Annotated in this window: 11 protein-coding genes and 1 pseudogene; 2 read left to right on the top strand and 10 right to left on the bottom strand. The window is 39.0% G+C overall.

The features are described from left to right. Window positions 1–37 precede the first annotated feature (37 nt). The 3 genes from RCG24_RS03305 to RCG24_RS03295 are packed head-to-tail and all read right to left on the bottom strand — an operon-like array spanning window position 38 to window position 3,136. Window positions 38–1,930 (bottom strand): ABC-F family ATP-binding cassette domain-containing protein, encoded by a 1,893-nt coding sequence (locus tag RCG24_RS03305; protein WP_308079100.1) that lies wholly within the window; start codon window positions 1,928–1,930, stop codon window positions 38–40. Further along, complete coding sequence (locus RCG24_RS03300) at window positions 1,930–2,565, bottom strand: HD domain-containing protein (RefSeq protein ID WP_202655090.1); 636 nt, start codon at window positions 2,563–2,565, stop codon at window positions 1,930–1,932. Before RCG24_RS03300 ends, RCG24_RS03305 begins: the two co-directional genes overlap by 1 nt. A gap of 40 nt (window positions 2,566–2,605) precedes the next feature. After that, entirely contained in the window at window positions 2,606–3,136 is a 531-nt protein-coding gene (locus RCG24_RS03295) for a hypothetical protein (protein ID WP_202655089.1), read from the bottom strand. Window positions 3,137–3,353: 217 nt separating this feature from the next. On the opposite strand from RCG24_RS03295, the gene metA reads away from it, so the two are divergent. Together metA and RCG24_RS03285 are read left to right on the top strand one after the other, a co-directional pair. Further along, window positions 3,354–4,262, top strand: coding sequence for a homoserine O-acetyltransferase MetA (gene metA / locus RCG24_RS03290; RefSeq protein WP_202655088.1), 909 nt, complete (start codon window positions 3,354–3,356; stop codon window positions 4,260–4,262). A 95-nt stretch (window positions 4,263–4,357) separates the two neighbouring features. Next, entirely contained in the window at window positions 4,358–4,570 is a 213-nt protein-coding gene (locus RCG24_RS03285) for a DUF3892 domain-containing protein (RefSeq protein WP_202655087.1), read from the top strand. 32 nt (window positions 4,571–4,602) lie between these two features. Here RCG24_RS03285 and mntR read toward each other — a convergent pair whose 3' ends face one another. The 7 genes and pseudogenes from mntR to RCG24_RS03250 all read right to left on the bottom strand — a co-directional run bounded on the left by mntR (window position 4,603) and on the right by RCG24_RS03250 (window position 13,827). Next, entirely contained in the window at window positions 4,603–5,025 is a 423-nt protein-coding gene (gene mntR / locus RCG24_RS03280; protein WP_202655086.1) for a transcriptional regulator MntR, read from the bottom strand. Window positions 5,026–5,223: 198 nt separating this feature from the next. Then, a complete protein-coding gene (locus RCG24_RS03275) occupies window positions 5,224–7,410 on the bottom strand; it encodes a type IA DNA topoisomerase (RefSeq protein ID WP_308078306.1) in 2,187 nt (728 codons plus the stop codon). Window positions 7,411–7,454: 44 nt separating this feature from the next. Further along, window positions 7,455–9,194 (bottom strand): thiol reductant ABC exporter subunit CydC, encoded by a 1,740-nt coding sequence (cydC, locus tag RCG24_RS03270; protein ID WP_202655084.1) that lies wholly within the window; start codon window positions 9,192–9,194, stop codon window positions 7,455–7,457. Beyond that, window positions 9,187–10,910 (bottom strand): annotated as a pseudogene (gene cydD, locus RCG24_RS03265) (thiol reductant ABC exporter subunit CydD). The gene cydC and the pseudogene cydD overlap by 8 nt, the downstream one beginning before the upstream one ends. Further along, window positions 10,910–11,923, bottom strand: coding sequence for a cytochrome d ubiquinol oxidase subunit II (gene cydB / locus RCG24_RS03260; protein WP_202655082.1), 1,014 nt, complete (start codon window positions 11,921–11,923; stop codon window positions 10,910–10,912). The pseudogene cydD and the gene cydB overlap by 1 nt, the downstream one beginning before the upstream one ends. Before the next feature lies 1 nt (window position 11,924). After that, window positions 11,925–13,328, bottom strand: coding sequence for a cytochrome ubiquinol oxidase subunit I (locus RCG24_RS03255; protein ID WP_202655081.1), 1,404 nt, complete (start codon window positions 13,326–13,328; stop codon window positions 11,925–11,927). A 229-nt stretch (window positions 13,329–13,557) separates the two neighbouring features. Then, the gene (locus RCG24_RS03250; RefSeq protein ID WP_202655080.1) at window positions 13,558–13,827 is read right to left on the bottom strand and encodes a hypothetical protein; all 270 of its coding nucleotides are present in this window, start codon (window positions 13,825–13,827) and stop codon (window positions 13,558–13,560) included. Window positions 13,828–13,857 lie beyond the last annotated feature (30 nt).

Genomic DNA, 13,857 nt, shown 5'->3' with positions numbered 1-13,857 from the left:
TTTAAATGAAAAAGCACGTCTTTCATGACGTGTATATTCATTCATTTTCGGCAAGCTCCGCCAAATAGGTCCAGCGATCAATTAACTGGTCCAGCCTTTCGCTTATTTCTGCCTCCTGCTTCATTAACTCCTGTAAACTTGCAAAATCACTGCCGGATGCCGCCATTGCCGCTGTGATCTCTTCCAGCTGCTCTTCTGTCCGGGCAATGACTCCATCAATCTCTTCCCATTCTTTCTTCTCCCTATAGGTCATTTTCTTCTTCTTTTTTTCTTTTTCCGGACCCTTAGGAATTGGCGCAGCTGTTACAGCTGCTTTATTCGCCTCAATAGCGATTACTTTTTCAAGGTATTCACTATAATTCCCATAGAAAGACTCTATTTGCCCTTCACCTCTTAAAATAAGCAACTGTTCGGCAACTTTATCTAGGAAGTAGCGATCATGAGAAACTGTTATTACGACTCCGGAAAACTCCTCGAGATAATCCTCAAGCACTGTCAATGTCTCGGTATCCAAGTCATTCGTAGGCTCATCCAGCAGCAAGACATTAGGGGCTGTCATTAAAATTTTCAATAAATACAAACGGCGCTTTTCCCCGCCTGAGAGCTTCCGGATTGGAGTACCATGGGTGGAAGGCGGAAATAAAAAACGTTCCAGCATTTGGGCGGCAGAAATCGTCTTCCCATCCGATGTTTCCACAACTTGGGCTGTTTCTTTCATATATTCAATCATCCGCTTATTCTCATCCATATCTTCGCCTTCTTGGGTATAATAAGCGATTTTCACGGTTTGGCCCATATTATACTCACCCTCGTCGAGCGAAACTCGTTTAGCAAGGATATTTAAAAAAGTTGATTTTCCGGTCCCGTTGTTCCCAATGATGCCAATTCGATCCCCGGGTTTAACCAGTAAATCAAAATGATGTAGAATGGTTTTGGCACCATACCGCTTCGTTGCATCCTTTAATTCAAAAACCTGTTTACCTAAGCGGCTCCCTGATAAGGCAATATCAAGCTTGTCCGTTCCGGGTTTTCCAGTCGCGAGCTTTTCATCAAGTTCATTGAAGCGTTGAATTCTTGCCTTTTGCTTTGTCGACCTCGCCTGAGCACCGCGGCGAATCCATTCCAGTTCCCGTCTGTAGAGGTTCTCTTGTTTTTCATAGGTTGCCACCGCGTTTTCTTCGCGAACAGCCTTAGCCTCCAAAAAGGCAGCGTAATTGCCCTTATAGCTATAGAGCTGCCCCTTGTCCAATTCAAAAATACGATTGGTTACCCTATCAAGGAAATAACGGTCATGGGTAACAAGTAAAATCGAGCCCTTATATCTGCTTAAATATTCCTCCAGCCACTTGACCGATTCAAAATCAAGATGGTTGGTAGGCTCATCCAAAATGAGCAGATCCGGTTCAGCAATGAGGACCTGTGCCAAAGCAACCCGTTTTTTTTGCCCGCCGGAAAGAGTACCGACATGCTGGCGAAAATCCGTAATCCCCAATTTTGTTAAAATCGATTGGGCATTTGTGCTTGTCTCCCAGCCATTTAGAGTATCCATTTGTTTCTGCAAGTTAAATAATTTTTCCTGAGTCTCAACGTCATTCGGTGAGCTGGCCAGTCGCACCAAGGTATTTTCATATTCTCGTACTAGCTTAAGGATAGGAGCCTCACCAAGGAAGACTTGCTCAAGAATCGTGCGGTCGACAGCAAACTCCGGCTGCTGCTGAAGGTAGGCGATTGAATAGTCTTTTCCCATTATTATTTTTCCGGAATCAGGCTGGTCCAAACCGGCTACAATCTTTAATAGCGAAGACTTTCCCGTTCCGTTGACACCAATTAAACCTACACGTTCTTTTTCCGCAATTGTAAAGGAAATTTCCTGAAAAAGCTGCTTTTCTCCGTATGTTTTGCTAACGTTTTCGACAGTGAGCATCTTCATTATCTTATCCCATTCCATTCTTGAAAAAATTGATCTAAAAAGCGCTCCATCATTTTTTGGCGGCTTTCAGCCATTGTTCGAGCTGTTTCAGTATTTAATAAATCTTTCAATTTCAACAGTTTTTCATAGAAATGATGAATACTTGTTGATTTCCCTTTCCGGTATTCCTCCAGGCTCATTTCTTGTCTAACCTGAAGTTCTGGATTATAGATTGGTTGTCCTTTTTTGCCTCCATAAGCAAAAGCCCTGGCAATTCCAATTGCACCGATTGCGTCCAAACGGTCCGCATCTTGGACAATTTTTGCTTCGGCAGAGGTAAGTTCACTGCCATGCCCGCCCTTAAAGGAAATGGTGCCGATAATTTCTTTAATATGTTGTTTCGTTTGTTCATTTATTGATAACGTCTGCAAGAAGCTATCAAGCTTTTGTTCTCCTTTTTCAACAGTTTCATTCAGTTTTTCGTCAGCTATATCATGAAGAAGTGCCGCCATTTCAATGATAAATGGGTCGCCAGATTGTTCCTCGTGTGTAATATATAATGCATTTCGCCGAACTCTGTCTACATGATACCAATCATGACCTGTCGCATCTTCAGCTAATTCTTGGCGGACAAAGCTCTCTGTTTGCTCGATCATTTCCCTGTTCACCTTTTACACCTGCTTTCATCCTCATATCTTAAATGGTAAATACCTGTAACTCCTTTAGAGTCTTAACGATAAAATCAAGCATCTCGATTAAATCATCCATTTGTTCTTCCCTGATTAGCCGGGCAAAATCAATGGTCACAATATGTTTTACCTTTTGCGGTTCCTCGAAAGGCTTATACTGAATTGTTTGTGTAATTTTTCTTGTTTCTCCCCATATACCGGAAAACAACTTTTGAATGGCTTGATAGTTATCAGCAACGTGATGATGTATTAAAAAGAATTCCAGTTTAACCAAACAGCCTGCCAATTTTTCTGACATGGAGCTGGAAAGCAGCTCAGCTGCCAAATTATCAAGCGTTGCAACCAATTCTATCTGTGCAGAAAGATGATGATCTATATCTTCGGGAAGGGTAAAACGAACCGAAAACTCTCGAGACAATTTTGCAGAGTTAATTATATCATTTCGGTCGGTAATTATGATTTCTCCATTTAGATCCCGATCATATATTGCCCCTTCAATCACTACCTTCATGTTATCAAAGGCTGTTGGATCAAACATATCACTTTTCTACTCCTTCGTTTTCTTTATTTAGAACTGCTTTGTCCTTTTAGGAAATAAGGCATTCATTCGAACAAGTAAATAGAGTAAATTATCATCTTTCCTGAAATATCAATAATGTTTATAATAATAATATTGAATATTTATATTATTCATTCACATTGACCTATTAAACTTATTTAGGTGAATGAACGAAAAATGAAAGGAGTCGGTCCATTTGCCTATTAACATTCCAAAATTGCTGCCGGCACGGGCAATTTTAGAACAGGAAAATATTTTTATCATGGATGACGAACGAGCCACCAGCCAAGACATCAGACCATTAAACATCTTAATCTTAAACTTGATGCCTGAAAAAGAAAAGGCGGAGACTCAGCTACTAAGATTGCTGGGAAATTCACCATTACAAGTGAATGTGAACTTTCTAAAAACCAGCTCATATGAGTCGACACATACGAGTAAACAGCATCTTGAACAATTTTACACTACTTTTGCAGAAGTGAAAAATCACAAGTATGATGGGATGATTATAACGGGAGCCCCCGTTGAATTATTGGAATTTGAACAAGTGAAATATTGGTCGGAATTGACTGAAATCATGGAATGGACGAAGGAAAACGTTACTTCAACGTTACATATTTGCTGGGGTGCCCAGGCAGCTCTTTATTTCCATTATGATATCGGAAAATTTGAGTTAAGCCGAAAATGCTCAGGAATCTATCCACATCGTGTTTTTGAAGCGAACGATTTATTACTGCGGGGATTTGATGACCAGTTTTTCGCTCCTCATTCCCGATATACAGATGTTTCAATCGAGGCAATTAAAAATCATCCTAAGTTAACACTGTTAGCTGCCTCAGATGAAGCGGGCGCCCTTTTAATTTCCTCAAAAGACCGCAAACATGTCATGATTACCGGTCATTTGGAATATGAATCCGATACTTTGGCACAGGAATATCAAAGAGATATTGAAAAAGGTCTCGAGATTCATGTGCCGGAAAACTACTTTCCCAATAATGATCCCAATCAGCCGCCGATTAATCGCTGGCGTTCTCACGGACATTTATTCTTTTCAAATTGGCTAAACTATTATGTCTACCAGGAAACACCTTTTATTTGGAGGTAAACAAGCATCGGAAAAATTTTTCCGATGCTTTTCTTTTGCAAGTGGATTAAAAAATAGAAAAGATGAAAAGCTAGAAGGGAAAGGTGGAATATTTGGTGGAAACAATTACAGCACTGCATCGGAATTATTATGGCAAGATTATTAGTTTTATTACCTCTGAAGGCCGGGTCATTTCTTATCAAAAAGCGATAATGGAAGCGGAAAAAGGTTTACTTGCCGGTGTTCATGTTGAGATGGGACCGGAGGGTAATCCGTGTTTACTGCCCGAGCATGAGCAAGATTTTGATCATTATCCCAACCTATTTTAAAAGCACCTGGCGATTCTGCCAAGTGCTCATTCCTACCCATTTTCATTGTGTTTCTGAATTTCTTTTAAGGCATCAATCCGCTTTTCATCTTCTTCAAAAAATTGCACCAGATCACCAATCCGATCAATGGAATCCCAGCTTAAATGATGCTCAATTCCTTCGACATCATTATAAATATTTTCATCCTTGACACCGATAATTTTCAAAAATTGTTCCAGTAATTCATGGCGGAACACTAACCGTTTGCCAATCTTTTTTCCCTTTGCAGTTAAAACAAGTCCTCGATATTTTTCATAAACTAAATATTCATCTTTATCAAGCTTTTGCACCATTTTCGTTACTGAGGAGGGATGAACAGATAGCGCTTCAGCAATATCAGAGACACGAGCATATCCTTTTTCTTCAATTAACATATAAATTTGCTCTATATAATCTTCCATACTTGGTGTGGGCATCCCGAAGTCCTCCATTACTCATCATCATTAAAAGTTTACTATAGAACCATAAGAGTGACAAGGCTCTTTATCACACTAATATTGGTCTAAAGGTCATTTTTTTATTGTCCCGCTTTCAAATAAGAACTTCAGGTTATAGCCGATTTCATCGAAAAAAACCCTGGCATTAAAGTCTTTACCGTTATTTGTAAATCCTTGTTAATTTTCACCCTTAACCTTTTGCTTTTCAGGAAACTCCATCTTCCAACTAAAATATTCGTTATCAGAATTTTTTTCATAACGTAAATAAGCATCAAACTTATTCCCTTTTTTACTAGTTAGTCCTTTAACCAAAACGACTCCATTTTTTAAAAGGCTTTTTACCATTGTTTTTGTTGGTTTCTTTTTCATCGATGCTAAATATTTATCATTTTTCCAAATGACAAATTTACAGCCATTTTTCCAGTTGCTACATCCATAACCTTTTTGTCCCTCAATAATTCCATGCCCACAAAGAGGACATTTGCCAAGAACCTCAATGGTTTTCTTTTCGTTTGATACTTCATTAATAATGATGTCTTTTTCATTTTTAATTGTTTTAACAGCACCTGTTGTAAAATCAAAAATTAAGTTCAAGAAACTTTCCTTTTTAAACTTTTGCTTTTCAATATCAGACAATGTTTTTTCCAATCTACCAGTGAATTCTAAATCAAATAATTCCTTTACTGGAAATGTGTCAACTAACTTTCTGCCCAGTTCCGTACAAATTAAATCTTTATTTTGAGTAGCAATATAGCCAACGTCTTTTAGCTTCTTTATTGTTTCAGCCCTTGTAGCTGGTGTACCTATACTATAACCACTTAAAATAGCAGCCATCATTTCTTCACTATCATCATCCTCTTTGTCTTTACCCTTGCCGCATGTTTCCATTACTCTTAATAATGTTTTTTCTGTATGGTGCTTTGGTGGTTTTGTCACATGAGAAGTCAATTTGTGGTCTTCAATACTTACGACCTCATTTATATTCACTAAAGGTAGAATAGTATCCTTCGATTCGATTTTCTCAACCTTTTTCCATCCTTCAACTAGCTGTACTTTCCCTTTTGATGTAAACAGACCTTTTATTTCATTATTATTAACTTTGGTGATAATTTTAGTTTCTTCATGTTCAGCAATCGGCATAAACTGCATTATAAAGCGATTTTTAATAGCATTATAAACAATTTCTTCATCCCCCGATAACGATTTCGGAAGTAAATACGTTGGAGTAATCGCACTGTGACTTTCTACCTTAGAATTATCAAAAACACGTTTCTTTTTCGCAAATGTAATTTCATTTTCATATGGCAGTCCTTTTTTTAGATTACCCAGTACCTTAGCCGCCTTATCTACTAAACTTTCTTCCAATACTACACTGGCCGTACGTGGATACGTAATATATTTCTTTTCATAAAGAGATTGAGCCACTTTCAAGACTTTATCAGAAGTCCAACCTTTATATTTATTTGTTATAAAACCTTGTAAGTTTGAAAGGTTAAATAAATATGGGGGATATTCTTTTTTAAGTTCAACTTTTTTGTCTAAGATTGTGGCTGATCGATGACTTAGAGCTTGTTGTATTAATTCCAAAGTTTCCTTATTCTTAAATTTATCCTCTCCATCTTCCATATATGTCCCTTCGTACTCTTTACCATCTTTTGTTTTAAATGTAGCCGCTAATTTAAAATAATCTTCAGGTACAAAGTTTTCGATTTCTTTATCTCGATCATAAATAATTTTTAGCGTTGGCAGTAGCACTCTTCCAATGTTCAGTGCCTTTCCAGAACCCTTCTGATACTTCAAGGTTGCCACAGAAGTTAAATTAATGCCAATTACCCAATCAGCCCACTGACGGCTAATACCAGCGTCTAGGAGAGGCCTCATTTCCGTATTTGGCTTTAAGTTTTGGAGTCCTTTTAACACTTCATCCGGAGTCCATTCGTTCAATAATAAGCGATAAACTTGTTTTTTTGTCTTGAGATTATAAATAATCGTATCGCCAATGACTTGTCCTTCACGATCATAATCACAAGCCTGTATCACTGAATCTACATCATTTCGTTTGATTAAGCTGTATATAATTTTCAACTGCTTTTTAGCACCAAGATCTTCTTTTTCTTTATTACGAGGATCACTTTTTACTTTATAGCGAAAATGGGAAGGGATAAATGGGAAGTTTTCCATTCTCCACCTTGCCTTTCCCACATCGTAATCCTTCACATTGTAAAGTTGTAATAAATGTCCAAAAGCCCAAGTAACAATATAGTCTTTACCTTCAAAGTATCCATCTTTTCTATTCTTTATATTTAACGCATCCGCAATATTTTTTGCGACGGATGGTTTCTCTGAAATAATTACACTAACCATTTTATACCTCCATTCCCTCATTTTTTAGGGTGGTATCAAAGGTTTTAGTAAAACGGACGGTCTAAGCTATATAATCGCCGATACCGTTCTTCGCTCTCTAACAGCTGTTTATGACTGCCTTCCATGACAAATTTCCCTTGATCGAGAAAGAGAACACGATCTACTTGTTCAACACCAATTAAATGGTGCGTCACCCAAATAATCGTTTTATCCTTTAGTGTCGTAAAAATAGTAGATAACAGTTTAGATTCGGTAATTGGATCAAGACCGACTGTCGGTTCATCCAATATAACAATCGGTGTATTTTGCAATAAAATTCTGGCAAGTGCAATCCGCTGACGCTCTCCTCCCGAAAAACGCTGCCCTGTTTCCTCCATGATGGTATCATAACCGAGCGGAAGCTGCTTAATCATCTCATCTAACTGTACCATCTTGGCAACACGAATGACATCATCATCACTTGCCGCTGGATTTCCCAGACGGATATTATTCAAAACCGATGTATTAAATAAATAGGATTTTTGGTTTAAAACACTAATATATTTAGTGATTGATCCGCTTAAATTGGTTAGATTCCGACCATTTATTTTAACTTCGCCACTAGTTGGATGAATGGCGCCATGCAGCAAGTGTAACAAGGTTGACTTTCCTGTGCCGCTTCTGCCGATAATAGCAATTTTCTCTCCTTGGGAAACGGTTAGATTCACTTCATTCAGGACCGGGAGATCTGGGGAGTAACCGAATGTCAGCTTATTGATCTCGATCAGTTTATCACAGTTTGAGAATAACTCCACGTCATCAGCAGTGTGATTTTCTTCGGTTATTAATAAGGCTTTACTTTCTATTGTATCCAGCCGCTTTAGGGAATCTTGGTAGGTGGTAATATCACTAACGACACCTGCAATCGGCAAAAAGGATTCCATTAAGGAGAGAGCAGCAAGTCCAAAGGCAGCAATGAATGGCGGAGTAAGCAGCTCTTTAAGTGTAAAATCATTAGCCCAGTAGATTACTCCGATAACAATGAAACCCAGTACAAGCTGATTGGCGACATCACGCCAATTTATAAAGGATTGTTTTTTTTCTTCTATTTGGAATATCTGATGTTCTTGTTTTTTCACTTTTTCAATTAATTGTGAAGAGTGACCGCTAAGGATCCAGTCGCTAATACCGAAAATGCCATCGGTAAATTTATAATAGAGTTCATTTCTGTTCTTCTTTAAATGTTCATTTTTGGCTTTTGTATAGATCAATGAAAAGAGCGGACCGACAAATAACAATAAGCCAATCATGATTGCAAGAAAGATTGCAAATGGTATAGAAAACAAATCAGAACAAACAACGATGATCGCATAAATAATTAAGGAAACAAACGCAGGAATGAAGGTCTTTAAATAGAAATCTTGGATATGTTCAATATCATTAGCAAGTACCCCGAGAATGTCTCCGGTGCGAAAGCGTGAGCGTACAAAAAAAGCTTGAGGCTCGATCACTTTGTACAACTTCACACGCATCTCTGAAAGGATTTTTAACACTAACGAGTGCCCTGATAACCTTTCAACATAGCTTAATACCGCCCGGCCAATACCAAAAGCGCGGACACCAACAATCGGAACATACACCATCAAGATGGATTCAGGCCGTGCTGCCGATTTAGAGATTAAATACCCCGACGTAAACATAAGGGCACCACCAAAGAGAATGGTCAATAGGCCAAGAAAGATTGAGAGGACAAAGAAAGTTCGGTATTGCCGTATATAAGGCCGAATCCAGTTCTCCTTACCCATGTTGACCATCTCCTTTCTGCGCTTCTACGAGTTGATAATAATAGGATTTGTTTGCGATTAACTGTTCGTGTGATCCAATTTCGACAATACGGCCTTGATCTAACACAATAATTTGATCCATATCCAACATCCAATGCAGACGATGAGTGGCAAAGAAAACCAGCTTGCCGCTAAATAGTTTTAACATCGTTTCCTTTAATTCTGCTTCCGTTTCAATATCTAAATGGGCAGTAGGTTCGTCAAGCATAATAATCGAGCGGTTCCCCAAGAAAGCCCGGGCTAATGCGATTCGTTGTTCCTGCCCCCCGCTTAAGCTGCGGCCGCCGTCCCCAATCACGGTTTCCAGCCCTTGGGGCAGTGATTGGATTACCTCCTCAAGTCCAGCTTTCTTGGCAGCTCTAAGCACGTCGTCATCTGCAGCCTCCGGTTGGTAAAAGCGGATATTGTTTAAAACCGTGTCATTAAAAATATATGGATGCTGCGGTATATACGTAACTTGCTGCTGCCAAACGTCATTGGATAGTGTAGAACTCTTTTCTCCATTTATCCAAAACTCTCCTGATGAAGGTTCAAGAAAGCCGCTTAACAGATCAATTAAGGTGGATTTTCCCGCACCACTTGCCCCAATGATGCCAATTTTTTGGGGGCCTGAAACGGTAAGTTCAATATCTTGAAGACCACCTTGTTGATGATCAGGAAACTGTAAATTTACATGTTTAATAGCTAAACTGCTTGATGTATTCCAAACTGGTAAAATCTTATGATCGTGATGTTCTGATTCTTGGGCAATAATTTCTGCTATCTTTTTACCGGCATTTTTGCCATCGAGAGTAGCATGATAATCAGCCCCCAGTTCCCTAATCGGAAGGAAGAATTCCGGTGCCAAAATAAGAATCGTTAAAGCCGGGTGCAGCTGGACCGTACCATTTATTAATCCCAAGCCTAAGAAAACGGCCACGGTAGCAACCGAAAGCAGAGTAAAAAAGTCAAGCGCAAAAGACGATAAAAAGGCAATTCTCAGAGTTTTGATCGTGGCCCGTCGATAGGCTTCACTGACACTATTAATCTTATGAACATGTTCTTTACTCAATCCGAGGTATTTGAGGGTTTCTAATCCCCTAAGCGAGTCGATGAAATGATTCGAAAGCAGATGAAATGACTGAAATTGCCGGTCTGCCTTACTTTTTGCTGCAAGTCCAAGGAGTATAAGAAACGTCACCAGAATTGGTAAAGTTACTACTAATATTACCGCTGACTGAACGCTAACCTTAAAAATAAACAAAACAATGACCATAGGAATAATGGCCATATTCATCATTTTTATTAAATAAATTTCCAAATAGTGACGAAACTTTAAAATTCCTTCCATTACTAATGTAACTGTCATTCCCGACCCTCTTTTCGGATGAAACGAGGACCTAAAGAAATTAGTTTTTGCAATAGTGCATCACGAAAGCATTCACTTGTATGTGCAGCAAAATGAAAGCTAATATTTTTTTTCCACACAGATAGCAGCTGGCGAAGGACAAGTGCTATAAGGAAAATGATTAATTTAACGACCACAGTACGAAACAAATCTCCTCTATAAAGAGAGGAGATTGCATTCGCTAAATAATAGGCCTGTACAATGATCATTCCACATTGCAATATCGTTAAAACCGCTAATTTAATTAAAACTGGTGTAACTCCTTTATAGGTGAATATCGCTTTGTCCATTAGTAGGTTAAATGCTCCTTATCTGTTACCCGTTTACGGAAAATATAGTAACTCCAGACTGTATAACCTAACACAAATGGAAGGATCGTAACCGCAACAATTGTCATGATTTTGAGAGAATAAGCTCCACTGGATGCATTGTAGACTGTCAAATCAAAGGCTTTATTGATCGAGCTGATCATGACCCGCGGGAACAGCCCGACAAATATCGCCGAAACAGTAAATGCCAAACCTAGACCAGACATTGTAAATGCTAACCCTTCCCGCTTTTTCGAGACAAAATAGTAGGCTAAGGCATATGCCAAGACAATTAACACCACTAACGCCAGCTCCGGAACAAGATGGACGGTGAATATATCAGTCATGATCCAGGACAGGACAACAAAAATGGCCAATGCTCCCAGTGCAGCCAAGGCAACCTTTTTGGCAAGGCTGGCCGAGCGGCTTCTAATCTCGCCATCCGTTTTCAACGTCAAGAAGTGAAGGCCGTGCAAGAAGCATAATATTGTTACGGTTACACCGCCCCATAGGGAATAAACGTTGATAAAATCGGTAAATCCGGGCTGCATATTCATATCTTTTTGAATTGGCATGCCTTTGAGCATGCTGGTAAATAAGACACCAAGTAAAAATGGCGGCAGAAGACTGCTGATAAATATGACCCAATCCCAAATATTTGTCCAACGTTCATTCTTGATTTTTCGCCGGAACTCGAATGAGACTCCGCGCGCGATTAAACAAAGCAAAGCCGCAAACAGAGGCAAATAGTAGCCGCTGAACATCGTGGCATACCAGTGTGGGAAAGCCGCAAAAATAGCTCCGCCGCCTGTTAACAGCCACACCTCATTCGCATCCCAGAACGGCCCGATGGTATTGACCATAACTGAACGTTCTGTTTGATTTTTAGCTACAAAACGGGTTGACATGCCTACCCCAAAATCAAACCCTTCCAGGAAGAAGAAACCAATAAATACCACTGCGATTAAGACAAACCATAACTCGCTTAACTCCATCTTAAGCACCTACCTTAAATGGATCTGTTGAAAGTTTATCATCTATACCCTGTACTTCTTCCGGACCCTTTTTGATTTCCCTGATTATTAAATACACCATTACACCAAGAAGAATGGTAAATACCACTAGATATATAATGGTTGAAAATAGCACCATCCCAGCAGGGACATTTGGCGAAACAGCATCGGCGGTGGTCATTAAACCGAATACAGACCATGGCTGCCGTCCAATTTCTGTCATCAGCCAGCCAAAGGTATTGGCCAAATATGGGAACGCTATTGCCGGCACCAAAAACTTCAAAAATGTAGAACTTGCAACAAGCCGGTCCCTTTTCCAGAGGATTAAACCAATGATTGATAAAAGAATCATCGCTGCTCCAAAACCGACCATCAGTCTAAAGCTCCAATAGGTGGTCTTTACCGGAGGGATATAATTTGTTCCCTCACCTACGATTGAGTCATACTTTTCAGTATATTCCTTTTGCAGTGTTTCCATCCCTTTAAGTGAACCTTCAAATTTCGAATAGGATAAAAAGCTTAAGGCGTATGGAATATTTAGTTCAAATTTATTTTCCTGTTTCTTAGTATCAATTAAAGCAAAAAGAGACCATGGCGCAGGATCAGCAGTATCTTTCCAAATCCCTTCTGCTGCAGCCATTTTCATCGGCTGTGTTTTGACAAGATACTGGGCTTGTGTGTGACCCGTAAGAGCAACACCAATACTGCCGATTAGGCCAATAATTATAGCCAATTTCATGGACTTTTTGTAAAAAGCAATATGACGTTTTTTCAATAAATTATAGCCGCAAATTCCGGCAACAAAGAAGGCCGCAGTACATAAGGCACCCGTAAAGACATGTGGAAATTCGACAAGTAATTGGCCATTCGTAATTAAGGCCAAAAAGTCATTCATTTCCGCACGGCCGTTTTTCATTGCAAATCCAACCGGAACCTGCATAAATGAGTTGGCTGTCAAGATCCAAATTGCCGATAAAGTAGTACCAAGGGAAACCAGCCAAATACAAGCCAGATGGACCTTTTTCGACAAACGGTCCCAGCCAAAAATCCACAATCCAATAAAAGTAGATTCCATGAAAAAGGCCAAAAGTGCTTCAATAGCCAACGGAGCACCGAAGACGTCCCCAACAAATCGGGAGTAATCTGACCAGTTCATGCCGAATTGAAACTCTTGAATAATTCCGGTAACTACACCAACGGCAAAATTAATTAAAAATAAATGCCCCCAAAACTTTGCCATTTTTTTGTAGAGTTCATTTTTTTTCACGACATACATGGTTTCCATAATTGCTACCATAAAGACAAGTCCAATGGAAAGCGGAACAAAGAAGAAATGGAAAATCGTTGTCGCGGCAAACTGAACCCTTGCCAAAAAAAGCGGATCCACTAATAACACTCCCTTTAGATTATTTGATTATTATGTTAATAAAATTATGCACCCACAAAAAAGCCGATTTGTTTTTAAATGTGATATTCCTCACATTTATCTTATCAAAGATAATCAAAGAAAGTGCTCTAGTTTTTGTCAAATTTGTTACAATATTAACATGATTCCTAGTTCAACCAAAACAGGGTGCCTCAATGGGCACCCTGTTGAACCTCTTGCACTTATTTTTTTAACTGACCGAATCTTGATTGTACCAATATTCTTCTGAAATAATATTTGATACGGTTAATATAAATGATGGGATTGTTTCTACAGTAAAGACAATAGCGCCGATCTTTTTTGTAAAAATGATAAAGGCATCTCCATGTGAATATTTCGACAGTTTCTCGCCTATGTGAAGGAGTGACATCAAAATCATTTGCCGTTCGTCAGCATCAATGGAAAGCTTTGGAGAAAATCTTAAAACCCATTCATCTTTTTCAATTGAAAAGCGATACATGGATCCCCACCTCAATATTTAGTCATAATC

This window comes from Neobacillus sp. OS1-32 (genome assembly GCF_030915425.1).
Taxonomy (GTDB): Bacteria; Bacillota; Bacilli; order Bacillales; family Cytobacillaceae; genus Neobacillus; species Neobacillus paridis.
This window is presented reverse-complemented; position numbering and strand designations above follow the sequence as displayed.

Bases quoted from the DNA above. Each gene is read 5' to 3' on its own strand.
- RCG24_RS03250 (WP_202655080.1), bottom strand. From the start codon at position 13,827: ATGTATCGCTTTTCAATTGAAAAAGATGAATGGGTTTTAAGATTTTCT.
- cydC (WP_202655084.1), bottom strand. From the start codon at position 9,194: ATGGGTAAGGAGAACTGGATTCGGCCTTATATACGGCAATACCGAACT.
- RCG24_RS03275 (WP_308078306.1), bottom strand. From the start codon at position 7,410: ATGGTTAGTGTAATTATTTCAGAGAAACCATCCGTCGCAAAAAATATT.
- RCG24_RS03305 (WP_308079100.1), bottom strand. From the start codon at position 1,930: ATGAAGATGCTCACTGTCGAAAACGTTAGCAAAACATACGGAGAAAAG.
- mntR (WP_202655086.1), bottom strand. From the start codon at position 5,025: ATGCCCACACCAAGTATGGAAGATTATATAGAGCAAATTTATATGTTA.
- cydB (WP_202655082.1), bottom strand. From the start codon at position 11,923: ATGGAGTTAAGCGAGTTATGGTTTGTCTTAATCGCAGTGGTATTTATT.
- RCG24_RS03300 (WP_202655090.1), bottom strand. From the start codon at position 2,565: ATGATCGAGCAAACAGAGAGCTTTGTCCGCCAAGAATTAGCTGAAGAT.
- RCG24_RS03295 (WP_202655089.1), bottom strand. From the start codon at position 3,136: ATGTTTGATCCAACAGCCTTTGATAACATGAAGGTAGTGATTGAAGGG.